Annotated in this window: 16 protein-coding genes; 8 read left to right on the plus strand and 8 right to left on the minus strand. The window is 40.3% G+C overall.

The genetic code is table 11. The annotated features are described in order from the left end of the window. The first annotated feature begins 84 nt into the window (after positions 1-84). Positions 85-1407, plus strand: coding sequence for an MFS transporter (locus GO593_RS09780; RefSeq protein ID WP_001058260.1), 1323 nt, complete (start codon positions 85-87; stop codon positions 1405-1407). Between the two features lie 52 nt (positions 1408-1459). Further along, the gene (locus GO593_RS09785) at positions 1460-2689 is read left to right on the plus strand and encodes a CaiB/BaiF CoA transferase family protein (RefSeq protein WP_000501124.1); all 1230 of its coding nucleotides are present in this window, start codon (positions 1460-1462) and stop codon (positions 2687-2689) included. Between the two features lie 40 nt (positions 2690-2729). Here the strand turns inward: GO593_RS09785 and GO593_RS09790 are convergent, their stop codons facing one another. Further along, positions 2730-3281, minus strand: coding sequence for a TetR/AcrR family transcriptional regulator (locus tag GO593_RS09790; protein WP_002061576.1), 552 nt, complete (start codon positions 3279-3281; stop codon positions 2730-2732). A gap of 97 nt (positions 3282-3378) precedes the next feature. Between GO593_RS09790 and GO593_RS09795 the strand changes: the two genes are divergently transcribed. Further along, on the plus strand, positions 3379-3912 hold the full coding sequence (locus GO593_RS09795; RefSeq protein WP_000491374.1) for an HPP family protein: 534 nt from the start codon (positions 3379-3381) through the stop codon (positions 3910-3912). Positions 3913-3990: 78 nt separating this feature from the next. Here the strand turns inward: GO593_RS09795 and tcuB are convergent, their stop codons facing one another. From tcuB to GO593_RS09830, 7 genes are all read right to left on the minus strand, one after another. Further along, on the minus strand, positions 3991-5124 hold the full coding sequence (tcuB, locus tag GO593_RS09800) for a tricarballylate utilization 4Fe-4S protein TcuB (RefSeq protein WP_000994376.1): 1134 nt from the start codon (positions 5122-5124) through the stop codon (positions 3991-3993). Next, a complete protein-coding gene (tcuA, locus tag GO593_RS09805; protein ID WP_000543959.1) occupies positions 5114-6520 on the minus strand; it encodes an FAD-dependent tricarballylate dehydrogenase TcuA in 1407 nt (468 codons plus the stop codon). The genes tcuB and tcuA overlap by 11 nt, the downstream gene beginning before the upstream one ends. A gap of 103 nt (positions 6521-6623) precedes the next feature. Then, complete coding sequence (locus GO593_RS09810; protein ID WP_000421143.1) at positions 6624-7553, minus strand: LysR family transcriptional regulator; 930 nt, start codon at positions 7551-7553, stop codon at positions 6624-6626. 131 nt (positions 7554-7684) lie between these two features. Further along, positions 7685-8479: a substrate-binding domain-containing protein gene (locus GO593_RS09815; protein ID WP_000749500.1), complete on the minus strand. Its 795-nt coding sequence runs from the start codon at positions 8477-8479 to the stop codon at positions 7685-7687. 92 nt (positions 8480-8571) lie between these two features. Beyond that, positions 8572-9882, minus strand: a complete 1311-nt coding sequence (gene tcuC / locus GO593_RS09820; RefSeq protein ID WP_000383636.1) for an MFS transporter — start codon at positions 9880-9882, stop codon at positions 8572-8574. A 278-nt stretch (positions 9883-10160) separates the two neighbouring features. Then, on the minus strand, positions 10161-11090 hold the full coding sequence (locus GO593_RS09825; RefSeq protein WP_000403826.1) for a LysR family transcriptional regulator: 930 nt from the start codon (positions 11088-11090) through the stop codon (positions 10161-10163). 117 nt (positions 11091-11207) lie between these two features. Next, complete coding sequence (locus GO593_RS09830; protein WP_000807300.1) at positions 11208-11816, minus strand: LysE family translocator; 609 nt, start codon at positions 11814-11816, stop codon at positions 11208-11210. Positions 11817-12071: 255 nt separating this feature from the next. On the opposite strand from GO593_RS09830, the gene GO593_RS09835 reads away from it, so the two are divergent. From GO593_RS09835 to GO593_RS09855, 5 genes are all read left to right on the plus strand, one after another. After that, entirely contained in the window at positions 12072-12944 is an 873-nt protein-coding gene (locus tag GO593_RS09835; RefSeq protein ID WP_000572817.1) for a LysR family transcriptional regulator, read from the plus strand. A gap of 367 nt (positions 12945-13311) precedes the next feature. Next, positions 13312-14298, plus strand: a complete 987-nt coding sequence (locus GO593_RS09840; protein WP_000031355.1) for a DUF1852 domain-containing protein — start codon at positions 13312-13314, stop codon at positions 14296-14298. A gap of 21 nt (positions 14299-14319) precedes the next feature. Next, the gene (locus tag GO593_RS09845) at positions 14320-15363 is read left to right on the plus strand and encodes a methionine synthase (RefSeq protein ID WP_000735357.1); all 1044 of its coding nucleotides are present in this window, start codon (positions 14320-14322) and stop codon (positions 15361-15363) included. A 185-nt stretch (positions 15364-15548) separates the two neighbouring features. Then, a complete protein-coding gene (locus GO593_RS09850; RefSeq protein ID WP_000249482.1) occupies positions 15549-16040 on the plus strand; it encodes a flavin reductase in 492 nt (163 codons plus the stop codon). 684 nt (positions 16041-16724) lie between these two features. Then, entirely contained in the window at positions 16725-17285 is a 561-nt protein-coding gene (locus tag GO593_RS09855) for a TetR/AcrR family transcriptional regulator (protein WP_001142565.1), read from the plus strand. Positions 17286-17358: the final 73 nt, after the last annotated feature.

The raw sequence follows: 17358 nt of genomic DNA on the forward strand, positions 1-17358 counted from the left end.
ATGTTGAAAATATAAAAGATTAAGTCATACAGAAAACATAAGTAAGCTATCGATGACTCATTTGGGAAAAATGAGGAACTAAAGATGAACAATGACGTTCAAGTAATATCGAAAGAATTAAGAACCACATTTCCAAGTAACCTTGGAACATATGAAAAGATTGGACCAAATACATGGAAATGGGCGTTGTTATTTGCCTATTTTGCGATGGTGGTCGATGGCATTGATATTATGCTGCTGTCTTATAGCTTGACCAGTTTAAAGGCAGAGTTTGGTTTAAGTACCTTTCAGGCTGGTGCATTAGGCAGTGCTTCTTTAGCAGGTATGGGGATTGGCGGTATTTTGGGTGGCTGGGCATGTGACAAGTTTGGTCGCGTACGGACCATTGCCAACTCGGTGACTTTCTTTTCGGTAGCGACCTGTTTATTGGGCTTTACGCAAAGCTTTGAGCAATTTATGGCTCTACGTTTTATTGGTGCTTTAGGAATCGGAGCACTCTATATGGCGTGTAATACCTTAATGGCTGAATATGTGCCAACTACTTACCGTACAACGGTCTTGGGCACATTACAGACTGGTCAGACCGTAGGTTATATTGCTGCAACGTTATTAGCTGGCGCAATTATTCCAGATTATGGCTGGCGCGTTTTATTCTTTCTGACCGTAGTACCTGCTTTCGTTAATATTTTCCTGCAACGGTTTGTGCCAGAGCCAAAATCTTGGCAGCTCACTAAAATTGAAAGCTTGCAAGGCAAAAGACAGCCTAAAGAAAGAGTAGTAGTTGAAAAGCCAAAAAGTAGCAGCATTTATAAGCAAATCTTTAATAACTTTAAGCACCGTAAAATGTTTTTGTTATGGATGACCACAGCATTCTTCTTACAGTTTGGTTATTACGGCATTAACAACTGGATGCCAAGTTATTTAGAAACAGAAGTGCATATGAACTTTAAAAACTTAACCAGTTATATGGTGGGTTCATATACCGCAATGATTTTAGGAAAAATTTTAGCGGGCTATCTTGCAGACAAATTTAACCGCCGTGCTGTTTTTGTGTTTGGAACAATAGCCAGCGCAGTGTTTTTGCCAATCATTATTTTCTTCAATACCCCTGACAATATTCTGTATTTATTAATCACTTTTGGCTTCTTATATGGCATTCCATACGGTGTGAATGCGACTTATATGGCTGAAAGTTTTTCAACCGATGTGCGCGGAACAGCCATTGGCGGTGCTTACAACATTGGTCGTGTCGGGGCAGCGATTGCACCAGCTACCATTGGTTTCTTGGCATCGGGCGGTACGTTTACCATGGCCTTTATTGTGATGGGCGCTGCGTATTTTGTTGCGGGTGTATTGCCGGGCTTATTTATTAAAGATCGTCAATACGATCCGCAAAAACAATCATAAACAATGACAGGGAGGTGCTCTAAGTACCTTCTAAAAAGATAAAGGTATCGTTATGGGTGCATTACAAGAAATTCGGGTTTTAGATTTAAGTCGTGTGCTTGCTGGGCCGTGGTGTGGGCAAATCTTGGCAGACCTTGGCGCAGAAGTGATTAAAATTGAACGTCCTAGAGTCGGTGATGACACCCGTATGTGGGGACCACCATGGATGCCCGATCAAGACGGAAACATGACCCGTGAATCTGGCTATTTTCAGTGTACCAATCGTAATAAATATTCTGTTGCGGTAGACATTACCACACCCGAAGGTCAGGCCTTAATTTATGAAATTGCAAAGACTGCCGATGTGGTGATTGAAAATTATAAGACAGGGTCTTTGGCTAAATATGGTTTGGACTACGCTTCCTTAAGTGAGTTAAACCCCAATATTGTTTATTGCTCGATTACCGGTTTTGGACAAGATGGCCCACGTGCAGAAGAACCCGGTTATGATTTTATTATTCAGGGTATGTCAGGCTTAATGAGCATTACCGGTGAGCCTGATGATGTGGCTGGTGGTGGTGCACAAAAGGTTGGCGTGGCTGTGGTAGATATTCAAACTGGTCTATATTCCACCATTGCCATTCAAGCAGCCTTGATTGCTCGTTCGCACACGGGACGCGGTCAGTATATTGATATGTCACTCCTTGATGTACAGGTCGCGGCACTGGCAAATCAGGGAATGAACTATTTAGCTTCGGGTAAAGCACCACAGCGCATGGGTAATCAACACCCAAGTATTGTGCCGTATCAAACTTTTAAGGCTAAAGATAAAGAATTTATTATTGCTTGTGGTAACGACAAGCAGTTTAAAGATTTGTGTATTGCGATTGGTTATCCAGAGCTACTCGAAAATGAAAAGTTTGTGCGCAACCAAGACCGCGTAAAATATCGAAATGAACTGATTCCTTTATTGTCGGAACACTTTTTGCAGAAAACTGCTAAAGAGTGGGTCGAGAGGATTCATGCACTTAAAGTACCCGTAGGTGTTATCAATTCTATTGAAGATGCTTTGGCTGAACCACAAATCGTGCATCGTAATTTGGTGGTCAATATTCCTCATCGTTTAAATGAAAACTTCCAAACCATTGGCTCACCCATCAAACTGTCTGATACTCCCGTTGAATATCATCATGCACCTCCAGAGCTTGGTGAACATACCGCTCAAATCTTATCAAGATTTAAAACAGCAGAAGAGCTAGCTGTGTTAAAAGAGAAAGGCATTATTGATGGGAAGATTGCTTAATCAAAATCTCATCTATTCAATTGCAGCTCTAGGGCTGCAATTATAAATTTTGGTTAATATTAAATAATTGATTAATCGAATTTTTCATGTTTATCGCAAGTGTTTCATCGAAACCATCGACTAAAAAGCGGCTAATTAAGCCTTCAATCACCGTATAGATCAGCTCAGATAAAGCTTCACCATTCGGCATATTACAGTTTGCGGCGATGAGTTCTTTAATCCATTGTTTATGGGCTTTTGAAATTGAAATAATGTCTTGATCATCTTGGTTAGATTCTGCGACTGCTCTTACAAATAAACAGCCTTTAAAAAAATCTTGTCTAAACCAGTTGGTGTGCCAATCCAGAATTTTATTGATGGCTTCTAACCCTGTTGCATCTCCAACATAACCTAAAAGACTTTGCTTAAACCGTTCATCACGCGCAACGAGCACAGACTTAACTAATTGATTTTTATTTTTATAATACGTGTACATGGTGGTTTTAGAGCACCCAGATTCATCGCGAATCAGGTCAACGCCCACACCAACAAAACTATTTTCATTAAATAACTTCTCGGCTGTATCTAATATTTTTAAGGCAGATTTAGACATAAAACTTTTCCAAAAAATAAAATAGTACAGATCTGTACTATTTGAGATTTTATCTATATGCTTTTTAAAAAGCAAATTTTTGTTTGAGGAAAAAACCATGTTCTCGATCTTTTATGGCAAAGAAAAACTAGCACCATCGCCCAGTAAAGTTGATGTTTTAAGAAGCCTTATTGGGGGGACGGTCAGTATTTTTATACTTCTGTGGTTAAGTAAGCTCACACATAATATCTTTATCATGGCACCGTTTGGTGCGACCTGTGTGTTGCTCTATACCGTATCGCAGTCACCTTTAGCACAGCCCAGAAATATTATATTTGGACATCTTATCTCGGCTTTTGTGGGTTTGTTTTTTCTAAAATTTGTCGGTGTTTCCATTTTTACAATTGCTTTTTCAGTGGGCTGTGCAATTGCGCTCATGCAAGTGTTTAAATGTGTTCATCCACCTGCTGGAGCCAATCCTTTGGTTATTTTACTCACCGCAAGCAGCATACATTATGAGTGGAATTTCTTAATTTTCCCTGTTTTGGTCGGTGCAGTGTTTTTAGTTTTAGTGGCGATGCTCATTAATAATATTAAAGCGAGTACGAAGTGGCCAATGTATGGTTTAGGAATTTTAAATAGTAAAAAGTAGGGAAGGTATGAAGTGTTTTGAGCTTAAAAATAATAAAAGTATTCACTATGTCAAGATAGTGAATACTTTTGAATGAACTTATGATTTCTTCGAAATACGCTCTTCGATGGCAAATTTGAGTAAAGAAGCGCTGCGGTAAAAACCATGTGCGAACTTTCCAAATGGCATGGTAATAAAGAATGTCATGACCGTAGCTAAATGGAAAATCAGTAAAAGTGCCATGTAAGGGGCATTGCGAAATGCCATGAGAGCTAGCCCTGAAGCGCTAACGATAAGCAGAAGGAAGATAAAGCCTCGATCTACAGGTTTTTGCTCACGGTCACCATGCAACGGATGACGTTTAAGATTTAAATAGAGCAAGCCAGATGGTCCGACAACTAAGCCGATTCCACCCAAAGTTCCTAAAATGACAGGCAAGCTTAGGTAAGGATAAGGTGCATGTAGGTCAAGAAAATAATGATATAAAGTCGCTACACCTGTGGCTGCAAAGCAGAGCATAAAGCCATAAAATGTCAGGTGATGGAACACGCGGCGGATTTGTGTGTACCGGTCATCTTGCTCATTACAGCCTTTGCCATGACCACCATCTAAATATTTAAGTGTTAATACGTTTTGGGTAGCTTGAACCAGATCGGGTTTCTCAACTTTGCCATGAATGACTTTAGACGTCTGTCGCCAGAATTTGCTAATTCCAATGCCGAGCAAAACAATCGCAACTGTAAAGGTCGCTCCAAATAATAGGGCTAAAAAGTTATGCGGGAAAATCGCATAGAAATTACCTTGGTAACCTGCAAATAAGTCAGTGCCTTTCCACCACACCACAGCTAACATGCAAAAAAAGAAAATAAGTGTTAAAGCCGAGACAAAAGGAATACCTACAGACTTATAAATTCGACCTAAAGGCTGAGGTGTAGCAAATTCTTGATAAGTTTCTAAACGTACTTGTGCCATCGCTTTTGGAATATTTACCCCAAACTCGTGTGGTGGAGCATATTGGCAAGCATGTAAACAAGCACCACAGTTATGACAGAGGTTTGCCATGTAATGAATATCGGCTTGGTTAAACTCAAGACGTTTGGTCATAGCCGCAAAAACAGCACAAAATGACTCACAGTAACGGCAAGCATTACAAATCTGTAGCACTCTTTGAACTTCCTGCTCATGGTCAGAGAGCTGAACAACTGGAATTAGGGCTTTGGTACTAGCATTCATGTTCAACTCCTTGTGAAAGTGCATAGTGGGCGGCATTTTTTCCGGCAATGCGTCCAAAGGTCGTGCCAATCGATATACCCACGCCCGCGGTATAACCCTGACCGAGTACATTACCTGCCATCATTTCACCTGCGACAAACAGGTTACGGCTTGGTTTATTGTTAAAACGTACCGCAGCATCGTCTTCGACTTTTAAGCCTAAATAGGTAAAGGTAATGCCGGGTTTAAGCGCATAGGCATAGAAGGGTGGTTGGTCGAGAGGAACGGCCCAATGAGTTTTGTTGGGAACAATATTTTCGGTGGTGCAGTCATCTAAAACGGTATGGTTAAAGGTGCCTTGCACACAGGCTTGATTAAATTCTTCTACGGTATGGCATAAGGTTTTTGCATCCAGCCCGATTTTTTCGGCCAGTTCTTGAATGCTATTTGCTTTCACACCCGCAAACACAGGTGGCATAAAGCGACCAATGGCTTTTGAATCGATAATCGAATAGGCAATTTGCTGGGGTTGTTTAGCAACAAGGCGGCCCCAAATCGCATAACGTTTTGGCCAGAAGTCTTCGCCTTCATCATAAAAACGTTCGGCTTTGTTATTGACCACAATACCCAATGAAACGCAGTCAATACGAGTGCAGATGCCGCCGTCATATAACGGTGCGCGTGCATCTACAGCGACGCAATGTGATTGTGATGGGTCACCAATAATATCGGCGCCTTGATCTATCATAAATTTGAGTAAGTTGCCTTGATTAAAGCGGGTACCTCGAATAATAAAATTATCGGCAGGCCATTCGCCGTTTTCATTTTGTCCCCATGCTTCTCTTAACCATTCGAGATTTGACTCAAAACCACCTGCGGCCAAGACACAGCTTTTTGCTTTAAATACACGTCCATCTTCAGCAATTGCAGCTTCAAAATGTCCTTGATTTAACTTTAGATCTTTGATTTTTGTGTTGTATAAAATTTCGATACCAAGTTCTTGGGCGCTACGGTAGTAGGCATTAATAAGGGCTTTACCGCCACCCATAAAAAAGGCATTGGTGCGTGCAACATGCAAAGCACCCGATAGCGGTGGCTGAAAATTCACACCATGTTTACGCATCCAGTCGCGGCAAGTTGCCGTGCTACGAATGACTAGACGGGCTAAGTGCTCATTGGTTTTGCCCGCAGTCACTTTAAGTAGGTCTTGCCAATATTCTTCTTCGGGGTAAGCATCGACCAATACGTCTTGAGGAGCATCATGCATGCAACGGAGGTTACGAGTGTGTTGTGAGTTACCACCACGCCACTCTTTGGGCGCTGCCTCTATTACCAGTACAGAAGCACCACTTTCTTTTGCTGTGAGCGCGGCACACAGTGCGGCATTCCCACCACCAATCACAATTACATCATGCATGGATTTCTCCCTTTCTCAGCTAGGGCTAATGTAGCTTCAAAAGGGAAGATGAAGTGAGAGGCTAGGCTTGAATGGGTGTTTAGTAAAAATAAACACTAATGGCTTAAGTGTTTACGAGTTCCGCACCAGGCCAGCGCTTTTCATTAATCAGGTTAGTGATACAGGCACGAATTACTACTTTGGTGGCTAAAGTAGCAGGCGAGAGTTCTTCTTCAGAGAGACTAATTAAATAGTTAATGCGTTCAATAGCAGGTTCTACAACGCGCAGTAAACACAGGTCTTGCCGCGAGTTTAACGATGCACCCGCAGGTTGAATGGTTGCCATTTCGAGTTGGCTAATACTTTCCATTAACAAATGCAGCCCATCAATTTCATATGCCACTTTAAGTTGATGAATTTTCTGTTCAAGCAACAAGCGCAGCCCATGTCGTTGGCTCGGTAAAATTAGGGGAAGTTCTTTAAGCTGTGAATGAGTAATGGTTTGAGTGTCGATACAGCTTTCAAGATGGTACTGACCCAGTACTTCTTTAGGCGAGATTAAAAACATCTGTTCTTTGACTAAAGGTTGTATGGCCCACTGTGGGTCGACATCATCACTAAAGATGATAGCCACATCGAGCTGTCTTGCATTAACTAAAGCTTTTAAGTCACCCGATAAGCCTTCGATTAAACGGACTTTAATGTCGGGATAACGGCTTCTCATGAGTTTTAAAAAATGCGTGCCTATAACAGCCGCAACACTCGGTGAAAAACCGACGGTGACATGACCACTTAAACGTGAGGAGTGCGCAGAGTCTACGGCATGGTCTAGGTGTCTAAGTGCCAGTTGAACCTGTTGAAAAAAAGCTAAACCCGCAGGGGTGGGAACCGTACCCAAAGCAGTACGTTGTAAAAGGCGAATAGAAAGCTCGCTTTCTAATTTTGAGATTTGCTGACTTAATGCAGACGTTCCAATATCGAGATTTTTTGCAGCTTTACCCAAGCTTCCTGACTCGATCACTGCAATAAAATACTTTAATTGTTTAAGTTCCACGGCAAATTCTACTTTGACCTTTGTTAATTATTCTACACTGATTTATTACTCTACATTTTGTTCTATTGCTTTGAGTAAACCGTTCAAAGAGTAAAGGCAACATCCTCTCAAAATGCTGCCTTTTAGAGCTTTTATTGTTTAACCTGCTCAAGACCCTGTTCTTCAATAATTTGTGTTGCTTGAGGCGATTTCACAAATTGAATAAGTTCTTTTGCGACTTTTGCATGTTCCGAGTTTTTACCAATACCAGCAGCAAATACGGTAACTTTTTGGTAAGGCGCAGGGATTGGACCAACTAACTCAACTTGACCATATTTGCCGGTAAAAGGTTTGATTTCACTAATTTGCTGGAAACCAATATCAAACTGGCCTTCGGCAATACGTTTTGCAACGCGGTCGCCTACCACTTTTTCTGCTTTACTCGAAATTACTTTGTATTCGACAGGTGGAAAGCTTGGGAAAACATCTTTTTCAAGATGCGTACCACTCGCACTTGCAGAATAGCCTATGTGCTTGGCATTTAATAAAACTTTTTCAAATTTTGCCGCAGAGCTAATATCTGGTTTTGGTGCGCCTTTAGGCACAGCCATGCCAATGCTTGAATTCACCAAAGCGCTTTGTGAGTTTGGGTCAACATAACCTTTTTCTGCGAGTTTGCTTAGTTCAGGAGCAGCCAACACAACGACATCAAAACGTTCACCACGATCAAGTCGATTTGGAATTGCAGTCGGTGACTCCCCCATAGACGAACCAGATGAGAGGTGAACAGTGTGACCAGTTTGTTTTTCAAATATTGGAATGAGTTTTTCCATAGATGAATAGAAACCGCCTGAGCTAATTACTTCGAGCGTATCTGCATTGGCAAATGTAGAACCTAAGCCTGCACCAGCTAGGCAAATGGTTATGAAGATAGGGGACTTTTTCATGGTGCCTCACTTGAATTGCAAGAAAGCACAGTACGGAGATTTAAGGTCTGCCGTACTGTTTATTAAAATTTCAGGTTAAGGAATGAGTTGTTTTAAGCGCTAACCTTTGCAGGTTCAGCAATTGCATCAGGGTCTTTCTGTTTAGAACCACGACATAAATACAAGCTTGAGATGAGACTACATACCGCAGCGAGCATGAGCCAGAACGCTGGTGTGCTTGCATTACCTGTATTTTCGACAAGGAAGGTACAAGCCATTGGCGTCATACCACCAAAAATCGCGGCTGCAAGACTAAATGCTAAAGAGAAGCCAACGGTACGTACACGTTTTGGCATCACTTCGGCAAGCGTTGCGACCATAGTGCCGTTGTACATACCAAAGAAGAACGAGAAGTAAGCAAGGGTAATAAGTAGGTTAGAGAAGCTAATGTCGCTCACCAACCAGCTTAAAACCGGATAGCTGGTAAAGATCGCAAGAGTCGTAATACCCACTAATACTGGACGACGACCAATTTTGTCTGAAAGCAAGCCACCCATTGGTAACCAGAAGAAATTCGACAAACCTACAAACACGGTTGCTAAAAGGCTATCTGTTACCGACATTTCTAAAGTACGTTTCGCATACACCGTGGTGTAAACCGTAATAAAGTAGAAAGTTGTCGTAGTCATCGCACTCATCATCATGCCGGCAAGTACAATGCGCCAGTTGCTTACAAGTGTGCTGAAAATTTCTTTTGAAGATGGATGAGTTTTTTGCGCTTTAAAGTCTTCAGTTTCCTCTAAAGTACGACGGAACAAGAAGATTAAAGGAATAATTAAACAGCCAATTAAGAACGGAATACGCCAGCCCCATTCACCCACTTGAGCATGAGTTAAAATGGTGTTGAGCCAATAACCAAGTAAGGCCGCAAACACAACCGCAATTTGTTGGCTACCAGACTGCCAGCTAGTAATAAAGCCACGATTTTTATCGGTTGCAATTTCAGCGAGGTAAATTGAAACACCGCCAGATTCAACACCTGCCGAGAAGCCTTGTAATAGACGCCCAATCACCACCAAAATTGGTGCGATAATACCAATGGTTTCATAACCGGGCACAAAGGTAATTAATATGGTGCCAATAGCCATAAGACTTAAAGTGACAATCAAACCTTTACGACGACCGACTTTGTCGACATAGGCACCCAAGAAAATAGCGCCGAGAGGACGCATAAGAAAACCCGCAGCAAACACGGTAAATGTCATCATTAAAGAGACATATTCATTATCAGAATGGAAAAACTTTGCTGCGATATAGGTGGCATAGAAACCAAAAAGAAAAAAATCGTACTGTTCTAAAAAGTTGCCACTCGTTACATTTAATATTTTTTTAAAAGTAGCCCTACGGTTATTAACGACATCCATTGGAGACCTCCTTGGCCTAACAAAATGGAAACATTCATGATCTTCAAGGTTTGGACGTAAACTGATTCAATCAATAAACCTAAATAGGAAATGGGTTAGAGATGAGATTTAAAGGTGTCCTTCGTAGAAAATGTGATGCCTTGTTTCCAGTTCAAACTACACATCTATGTTTCGATAAACAGAAAACCACTTATCATTCGAAGGAAAATGTAATCTTAAAAAGCAGGAGGGAGTGAGAGGAGAAAATTAATTAGGTATTTAGAAAAATTAATGACCCTTTATAAAATAATTTCAGAACATGGCCAAATCTGGTTTTGAATCAACTCTTTCACACATGCCTTAATGGCTGACTTGGCAGCAAGTGCGGCAGGTGATAATTCTTCTTCGGCAAGGCTCACCAAATAGTTAATTCGTTCAACTTCAGGGTCGACGACCTTAAGCAATTGCAGCTTGTGTTTATACTCTTGTAAGCAAGCACTACCGGGCCTCACACTTGCAAGGTCAAGATGAATCAGGCTGTCCATAAGCAAATGCAAGCCATCAATTTCATAGACGACATTGAGCTGTCCAATCTTGTGCTCAAGCAGTTTTCTTAAGCTATGGCGTTGACGTGGCAGCACTAAAGGAATATCGCCAATTTGCTGCGACTGAATAATTCCACTTTTAATACATTCGCTAAGCCCGTATTTTTCGAGCACTTCTTTGCGTGCCATTAAATACATTTGCTCGCGCACTAAAGGCTGTATAGACCACTGTTTATCAATTTCATTGGTAAAAATAATGGCAATATCAAGCTGACGCGAATTAATCGACTGAATCAGGTTCCCCGACAGGGTTTCTACAATCTCTAAACGAATATCTGGATAACGTTCAGACATTAGTTTCATTAAAGGGATGCCAATTAAAGCGGTAATGGTCGGTGGAAAACCAAGGCTGACATGACCGGAAAGCCGTGCTGAATGTGCAGCATCTATGGCGAAGTTCACTTGACGCAAAATAAGTTGAGAGTGCTTTAAAAAGGCAAGACCTGCGGGTGTAGGCGTGACGCCAAAAGCATTACGCTGTAATAAGCGAATGCTTAACTCTTGTTCGAGCTTACTAATTTGCTGACTAATTGCCGAAGCACCCACATCGAGTTTTTGAGCAGCTTTTCCAATACTGCCTGATTCAACGACCGTCAAAAAATACTTTATTTGCTTGATTTCCATAATAAATGTATTCGCTCATCATCCTTGATTTATAGAGATATGAAGGATTGGGAAATCTATCATGCGTTTTAATACTAACAGCAATATATAAAAAAGTTTCTTAAAAATTAACTAGCTCTACTGAAACTTAGTAAAAAGCAGAATCACACCCAACACACATAAAATAGAACCAATTACCTTATTAATCTGAGCTTGTTTGGCTAACATTTTCTGTCTTAAGAGCATTGAAGAGAAAAGCACAGCCACCAGTGAAAACCATATAAAATGGGCAAATGACATAAAAAAGCCATAAGCTAAAAGAATGCTTTCAGGCGTGGTTAAACTCACAATTTGGGTATAGGTACTAATCACAAATAGCGTGGTTTTAGGGTTCAGGGCATTGGTAAAAAAGCCGTATTTTATGGCTTGAAAAGTGCCTATAGCGTTTAAAGCAACAGCATCTAAAACAGGTTTTTGCGTAAAGGTTTTATAACCAATATAGATCAGGTAAAGTGCGCCAATGTACTTAACAATAGTCAAAATTTGCGGCGTATAAGTCATCACAAAGGCAACGGCAACTAACGTATAGGTTACATGTACCAACACGCCAAGCGATATTCCAAGTGAAGTGAACACACCTATTTTTCGACCGTACAAGTAACTATTTTTAGTAACAATCGCGAAGTCTGCTCCGGGGCTTACTACTGCCAAAATCGTAATGAGAATAACCGCAATAAACTCAGCCATTATCTTGCACCCTCATTGAAAACGAACGGTTTTATCTGTACTTTTTGGAATGTATTCAAGAGGAGAGCTGTTTTACTGAAAGCTATTATTCTTTTCGTGAGAAAGATTGGGTCTTTACATTTATGAAGATAGATATAGATATTTAAAATATTTTTCATCATCTAAAATAGGTTTTAATAAAGATGATTTTTATTTTGAACAGAAACTTAAAAATAAAAATCGATAAAAACGACAACATAACTATGAGTTTTTGGAATGATTGAAAGAATATCGCTGAATTCATTAAAATTTTTCTATTTTGTAGCGAAGTATGGCAGCGTGACTTTAGCTGCAAAGAAATTATTTGTGACGCAAAGTGCGGTCAGTAAACAGATTTATAATTTAGAAGAAGCTTTAAATACGACTTTGTTTGACCGAAAAAATAAAACACTTGTGATGACGGAGCAGGGTGAAACTTTATTGAGTTGTTGCCATCAAGTTTTTGGTCAACTCGATGAATGTTTAATACAACTCAGCCAATCCGAAACCGAAAACAAGCAACTGGTTTTGTCGTGTGAACCGACTCTTTCTATGAAATGGCTCATTCCACGCTTATCAAAATTTAAAAAGCTCGGTCATGATTTTGAGGTTGTGCTACTCACAGCAGGCGGCGTGGTCGATTTTGAAAAAGATAATATTGATATCGCGATTCGCCGAAATGACTTTGATTGGGGAGAGCATATTTATAGCGAAAAAATTGCCGATGAATATATCGCTCTAGTTCAATCAACCAAGCCATCGGAAACCAACGACGTACTCATTTCGACCTCTAGACCAAATTTTTTCAAAAGTATGAGTCGCATTGCTGAGCTAAAGCAAAGTTTAAAAGGCTACACCAAAGTTGAACTCGAACATTTTTATTTATGTTTAGAAGGTTGTTTGGCGGGACTTGGCGCGACAGTCATCTCAATTTATATGATTGAAAAAGAGCTTGAATGGAACTTACTGCAAAAAAATTCACCAGTCGTTCAAGATGGTTCAGCCTATTTTCTACTTTCTCATCGTGCTTTTGAGGAAGATCCACGCAAAACCCTATTTTTAGAATGGCTAAAAGCAGAGATGAATGAGAGTCAACATAAATTGCTTTAGGCTTATCTGTTTTATTCAAAGAAAAATGATTTAATTAATTGAAAATAATCATTAATTATAAAAATTACAGACATTAAAACGAGAGTACCGTATGTCTCGTTTGTACCATCTAAAATTCCCTAAGATGAAAAATATTTAACTTCATACTTATTTATAAAACCCTAAACATGAATTCTACTCAGTTTTGAATGAGACTAAATCATTTTTATTCATGTTGTGATTGCGGTATAAATCTATCCATGCTCTGAAGCGCTCCAGTTATTCACTTTTGATAAGACCAACAGGCACAAAACTGACAAGGCTGGAAAGTTCAAAAAGAGCAAAAAGATTTTTTAGGTTTATCTCAGAAATTAGGGTACTGATCACAATGAGTAAAGAATTTACATTTACGATTAAGAGTATTTGTTTCGATGAGAACTATCGTCCAGCAGACAATACGCGTATTACAACCAACTTTGCTAACTTGGCGAGAGGGATGAGCCGCGAAGAAAATTTGCGCAACACATTACGGATGATCGACAATCGTTTCAATGCCTTAGCTCATTGGGACAACCCTAAGGGCGACCGCTATGGCGTTGAACTTGAAATCATTTCAGTTGAAATGAACATTGATGCCGAAAACCGTACTAGCGGGCTTCCTCTCATCGAAATATTGAAAACCAATATTGTTGATAAAAAGACCAATGAACGCATCGAAGGCATTGTAGGTAATAACTTCTCGTCTTATGTACGTGACTATGACTTTAGTGTGCTGTTGTTAGATCACAACAAAAACAAGTCTACGTTTAGCACGCCAGAAAAGTTTGGTGAATTGCACGGCAACTTGTTTAAGAGCTTTATTAACTCTGAGACTTATAAAGCCAACTTTAAAAAGGCACCAGTCATTTGCTTAAGCGTTTCAACAAGTAAGGTGTATCACCGTACTGAAAACGAACATCCTGTTTTGGGTGTCGAATACAAGCAAGAAGACTATTCATTAACCGATGAATATTTCCAAAAAATGGGCTTAAAGGTTCGCTATTTCATGCCGCCGCATAGCGTTGCGCCGTTAGCGTTCTACTTTACTGGCGATTTGTTGAGTGATTACACCAACCTTGAGTTGATTAGTACCATTAGTACGATGGAAACCTTCCAAAAGATTTACCGTCCTGAAATTTACAATGCAAATTCAGTGGCTGGAAAGTCTTATCAACCAAGCTTGAAGCACCAAGATTATTCACTTACTCGAATTGTGTATGACCGTGAAGAACGTAGCCGTCTGGCTATAGAGCAGGGGAAGTTTGTTGAAGAGCAATTTATCAAACCATACCAAGCGATTCTTGAGCAGTGGTCTGCGAATTACGCTCCTAATTAATCAACATATAGGTCATTTATTATGAAAAAGTTATTACCGACTTCAACTGCTGGCAGCTTACCAAAACCGTCTTGGCTTGCAGAACCTGAAAAACTTTGGTCGCCGTGGAAACTCGAAAACGAAGGCTTAGTCGAAGGTAAAAAAGACGCGTTACGTTTAGCACTTCACGAACAAAAACTTGCAGGCATTGATATTGTCAGCGATGGCGAACAAACCCGCCAACACTTTGTGACGACATTTATTGAACACTTAAATGGTGTAGATTTTGAGAAGCGCGAAACAGTTCGTATTCGTGACCGTTACGATGCAAGCGTACCATCTGTGGTAGGTGCGGTGTCTCGTCAAAAGCCTGTGTTTGTTGAAGATGCAAAGTTTTTACGTCAGCAAACTGATCAGCCAATTAAATGGGCGTTACCCGGCCCAATGACCATGATTGATACGCTTTATGATGGTCACTACAAGAGCCGTGAAAAGCTTGCTTGGGAATTTGCCAAAATCTTGAACCAAGAAGCGCGTGAGTTAGAAGCTGCTGGTGTAGATATTATCCAGTTTGATGAACCTGCATTTAACGTGTTTTTTGACGAAGTAAATGACTGGGGTATTGCAACTTTAGAGCGTGCAATTGAAGGTCTAAAATGTGAAACTGCAGTGCACATTTGCTATGGTTACGGTATTAAAGCCAATACTGACTGGAAAAAGACACTCGGTTCAGAATGGCGCCAGTACGAAGAAGCTTTCCCGAAACTTCAAACTTCTAACATTGATATCATCTCGTTAGAATGTCACAACTCTCGTGTGCCAATCGACTTACTTGAACTCATTCGTGGTAAAAAAGTCATGGTGGGTGCAATTGATGTTGCAACGAACCAGATTGAAACACCGGAAGAAGTTGCCAACACACTACGTAAAGCGCTTCAGTTTGTAGATTCAGACAAGCTTTACCCGTGCACAAACTGCGGTATGGCGCCTCTTTCTCGTGAAGTGGCACGCGGCAAGCTAAATGCTTTAAGTGCAGGTGCAGAAATCGTTCGCCGAGAACTTACGGGTTTTGATCTTACTGCTTAATATTTACCAATAAGTGGTATAAAGGGTTACTTTTTTGATGGTGGTTGATAATCAAACAAGTAACCCTCATTTTACTTACTACATGTCGCTCTAATCAGAACGCATGTCGATAGTACCTTCCTGATGGAGTTGGGCGGTATAGCAAACCCACAGGAAAAGGTACGGTTCAATTTAGGAATAATGTCATGGTTCAAGCAACAGACTTTAGAAATGCAATGTCTTTACTCACAAGTGCGGTTAGTGTTGTGACCACGGCAGGCATGTCTGGCCGTTTTGGATTTACTGCCTCTGCTGTTTGTAGTGTGACTGACACACCGCCGACATTATTGGTCTGTATGAACCAAGCTGCGAGTTCACATGCACATTTCCTAGATAACAAAATCTTAACCGTAAATGTGTTAGGCGCGCACCACGAACATATTTCAAAAGCATTTTCATCTAAGCTCACACCCGAAGAACGCTTTAAACATGGCGAATGGATTGAGTTAGAAACAGGCGCACCTGTGTTGGAAGATGCTTTGGTGAGCTTCGATTGTGAGATTGAGCAAATTCAACAAGTCGGCACACACACGATTTTTATATGCCCGATTGTGGCGATTAAACAAAGCCAACATGACCAAAGTTTGGTTTACTTTAACCGTGCTTATCACCAAGTGGGGCAGACAGAGACTGTCTAATCCTACTTATCATTTCGTTATTTCATAATAAAAGACTCATTAAGAAATCAATAAGCACGGATCGCTTCTGTTTATTTTTAAAAATACAATTAAATATAATATCTTAAATTATAATTAAGTTAATCTAATGAAAAACAATAAGAAATTTAAACACTTGTCATTAAAGCCACATTGACACATCTCAGCTCTCAGATTATGCTTTGCGTGCTGGCCACATTGCCAGCCGGCTTTGACAGGCTGATCTTTGAGAACATTGAAAAAACTCGTTTTTTTGATGTAGACCCACTCGTCTCCCTTTTTGTAGCGGTAGGACGGAAGGGGGACGCCTTTGTGCGTGCTGGGTTCTCGAAGCCAGTCTGTCAACCCTCTTTCGTTCTGCCACCATAATTCCAAATGAATGCTTTGGCAGAACTCCCAAAATCAGGAGTTGGCTATGCACATCCACCATTTCTTGGCCTTAAGCGCCAAAAGCTATAACGACACCACTTAATTCATCTTTAAACAGTTTGAAGGCTTAACCGCTTTTCAGACTTTAAGTCATTACGGCTAAAAACTTATATCAACAATAACACTTGAGATGTGCCAAGCACCGTCTTACGGCTTTGCTGTGCCTTTTTTTCTCCCAGAAAGGGCACAGGCTTTTTATCTCATTTAGAAACAACAAGAATTTATAACGGTAAAACGATGCCAACTTTAGAAATATCTTCCAAAAAATTACAGGTAGTCCAAACCGCCATCCAACTCTTTACCACGCATGGATTTCATAATGCAGGCGTGGACCTCATTATCAAAGAAGCCAAAATACCGAAAGCCACGTTTTACAACTACTTCCACTCCAAAGAACGCCTGATTGAAATGTGCATCGCCTTTCAAAAAAGCCTACTCAAAGAAGAAGTGCTCTCGATTATTTACTCAAGCCGTTACTACACCCAAAAAGATAAACTCAAAGAAATTATTGTTTTACATACCAATTTAAACAGCCTATATCATTTGCTGCTTAAAGCAGTTTTTGAAATAAAACGGCTATATCCGCAAGCCTACCGTATGGCAGTTGAATACCGAAAATGGCTACATCGGGAACTTTTTGACCTGATTTTTAGCTGTGAGAATCGTACTTTTAAATTCGATGCAGATATGGTTTTAAACCTTATAGATGGCCTGATGCTACAGGTTTTAAGCTCAAATCGTTTGGATGAAAGAGATGTGGTGTTGGAGAGGTTTTGGGGGAGGGGAATAATAAAATAGTATACGGTGACTATACTTAAAGTTATTCAATAAAATTTTATTTTCATGCTAATATTTACTCGCTAAGAATGTA

The sequence above is a fragment of the Acinetobacter baumannii genome, from assembly GCF_009759685.1.
Classification (GTDB): domain Bacteria; phylum Pseudomonadota; class Gammaproteobacteria; order Pseudomonadales; family Moraxellaceae; genus Acinetobacter; species Acinetobacter baumannii.

Bases quoted from the DNA above. Each gene is read 5' to 3' on its own strand.
- GO593_RS09780 (WP_001058260.1), top strand. From the start codon at position 85: ATGAACAATGACGTTCAAGTAATATCGAAAGAATTAAGAACCACATTT.
- GO593_RS09785 (WP_000501124.1), top strand. From the start codon at position 1,460: ATGGGTGCATTACAAGAAATTCGGGTTTTAGATTTAAGTCGTGTGCTT.
- GO593_RS09790 (WP_002061576.1), bottom strand. From the start codon at position 3,281: ATGTCTAAATCTGCCTTAAAAATATTAGATACAGCCGAGAAGTTATTT.
- GO593_RS09795 (WP_000491374.1), top strand. From the start codon at position 3,379: ATGTTCTCGATCTTTTATGGCAAAGAAAAACTAGCACCATCGCCCAGT.
- tcuB (WP_000994376.1), bottom strand. From the start codon at position 5,124: ATGAATGCTAGTACCAAAGCCCTAATTCCAGTTGTTCAGCTCTCTGAC.
- tcuA (WP_000543959.1), bottom strand. From the start codon at position 6,520: ATGCATGATGTAATTGTGATTGGTGGTGGGAATGCCGCACTGTGTGCC.
- GO593_RS09815 (WP_000749500.1), bottom strand. From the start codon at position 8,479: ATGAAAAAGTCCCCTATCTTCATAACCATTTGCCTAGCTGGTGCAGGC.
- tcuC (WP_000383636.1), bottom strand. From the start codon at position 9,882: ATGGATGTCGTTAATAACCGTAGGGCTACTTTTAAAAAAATATTAAAT.
- GO593_RS09825 (WP_000403826.1), bottom strand. From the start codon at position 11,090: ATGGAAATCAAGCAAATAAAGTATTTTTTGACGGTCGTTGAATCAGGC.
- GO593_RS09830 (WP_000807300.1), bottom strand. From the start codon at position 11,816: ATGGCTGAGTTTATTGCGGTTATTCTCATTACGATTTTGGCAGTAGTA.
- GO593_RS09835 (WP_000572817.1), top strand. From the start codon at position 12,072: ATGATTGAAAGAATATCGCTGAATTCATTAAAATTTTTCTATTTTGTA.
- GO593_RS09840 (WP_000031355.1), top strand. From the start codon at position 13,312: ATGAGTAAAGAATTTACATTTACGATTAAGAGTATTTGTTTCGATGAG.
- GO593_RS09845 (WP_000735357.1), top strand. From the start codon at position 14,320: ATGAAAAAGTTATTACCGACTTCAACTGCTGGCAGCTTACCAAAACCG.
- GO593_RS09850 (WP_000249482.1), top strand. From the start codon at position 15,549: ATGGTTCAAGCAACAGACTTTAGAAATGCAATGTCTTTACTCACAAGT.
- GO593_RS09855 (WP_001142565.1), top strand. From the start codon at position 16,725: ATGCCAACTTTAGAAATATCTTCCAAAAAATTACAGGTAGTCCAAACC.